The 1,237-nt window shown below is 55.0% G+C and carries 1 protein-coding gene; it reads right to left on the bottom strand.

Features of this window, described 5'->3' with window-relative positions:
- Positions 1-48: 48 nt before the first annotated feature.
- Positions 49-1,157, bottom strand: a protein-coding gene (locus tag J1781_RS00575; RefSeq protein ID WP_377434635.1) for an IS3 family transposase whose coding sequence is annotated in 2 segments (ribosomal slippage) — positions 49-896 and positions 896-1,157 — 1,110 coding nt in all. Because the reading frame shifts where the segments join, the coding sequence is not laid out codon by codon here.
- Positions 1,158-1,237: the final 80 nt, after the last annotated feature.

The following is a 1,237-nucleotide window of genomic DNA, read 5'->3' as shown; positions in this document are numbered from 1 at the left end:
TGACCCGCTCCCCGTATGTGATCCATTCATAATCAGGAATAACCGGCTTCATGTTGGTTGTGTATTCTGGCAACCGGCAGACTTCTCAGCAAATTCTGACGGGGTCATCCAGCCCAGCGCAGAATGGGGACGCCTCTGGTTATAGTGTATGCGCCAGGCCTCGATTTTGCACCGTGCATCCTCCAAAGACATAAACCAGTTCTCGTTCAGACATTCCTGCCTTAACCTGCCGTTGAAGGACTCCACCGTCGCATTGTCCGTCGGTGTTCCCGGGCGTGAGAAGTCGATTCTGATGCCTCTTTCGTACACCCATCTGTCCAGCATTTTCCCTGCAAATTCAGAACCATTATCGGTTTTCAGCAACTGAGGTAAAGGACGTCTGAGCGCTATGCTATTCAGCATTTCTGCCACTTCTGTTGAACGCAAATTCTGCCCCACGCAGATCCCCAGGCATTCGCGGGTGTACAGGTCGATAACCGTCAGCAGGCGCAGTCGTCGCCCGTCAAACAACGCATCAGAGACAAAATCCATGCCCCAGACGTGATTCGGATACAGACCCTGAGGCTGCGGTTGGCGGCGCTGGGCCGATTTATTGCGACGTGGCCGTTTGAGGCGCAGCGACAGACCCTGCTCACAGTAGAGGCGGTAGATTCTTTTGTGATTATCGCGCCAGCCTTCCCGCCTGAGCATCACGTATACCCGGCGGTACCCGTAATGAACCCGGGTTTCGGTTATCTCACGGATGCGTAGCCGCAGTGCGCTGTCGTCGGCGGCCACAGAACGATATCGAAACGAGCTGCGGCTGACCCGCAGCGCAAAACAGACCTGTCTCTCACTGGCACCGTAGCGGGCTTGCAAATCCCTGACCCATTCGCGCAGGCGTGCCAGCGTCAGCTCTTTTTTGCCAGCACGTCCTGCAGCATCGCCTTGTCGAGGCTCAGATCGGCAACCAGCCTCTTCAGCCGCAGATTTTCCTCTTCCAGCTGCCGCATATGCTTCAGTTCCGAAGGAGAAATGCCGCCGTATTTTTTACGCCACGTATAGAAAGTGGCATCCGAAATGCCCAGCTTGCGACAGACGTCCGGCACTGACGTCCCCAGCTCAGCCTGCTTAAGGGCAAAAACAATCTGCTCTTCGGTGAATCGTGACTTTTTCATCGGCACCACCTCCGTTCAGGGGAGTGTTTATCATGCCGGAATTCTGTTTCTGAATGGAGCAGGATTTTGGGTCAGGGTCA

The organism is Rahnella perminowiae (assembly GCF_019049695.1).
GTDB lineage: Bacteria > Pseudomonadota > Gammaproteobacteria > Enterobacterales > Enterobacteriaceae > Rahnella > Rahnella perminowiae.
The sequence above is the reverse complement of the archived record's forward strand: the minus strand, read 5'-3'. Positions and strand labels throughout refer to the sequence as shown.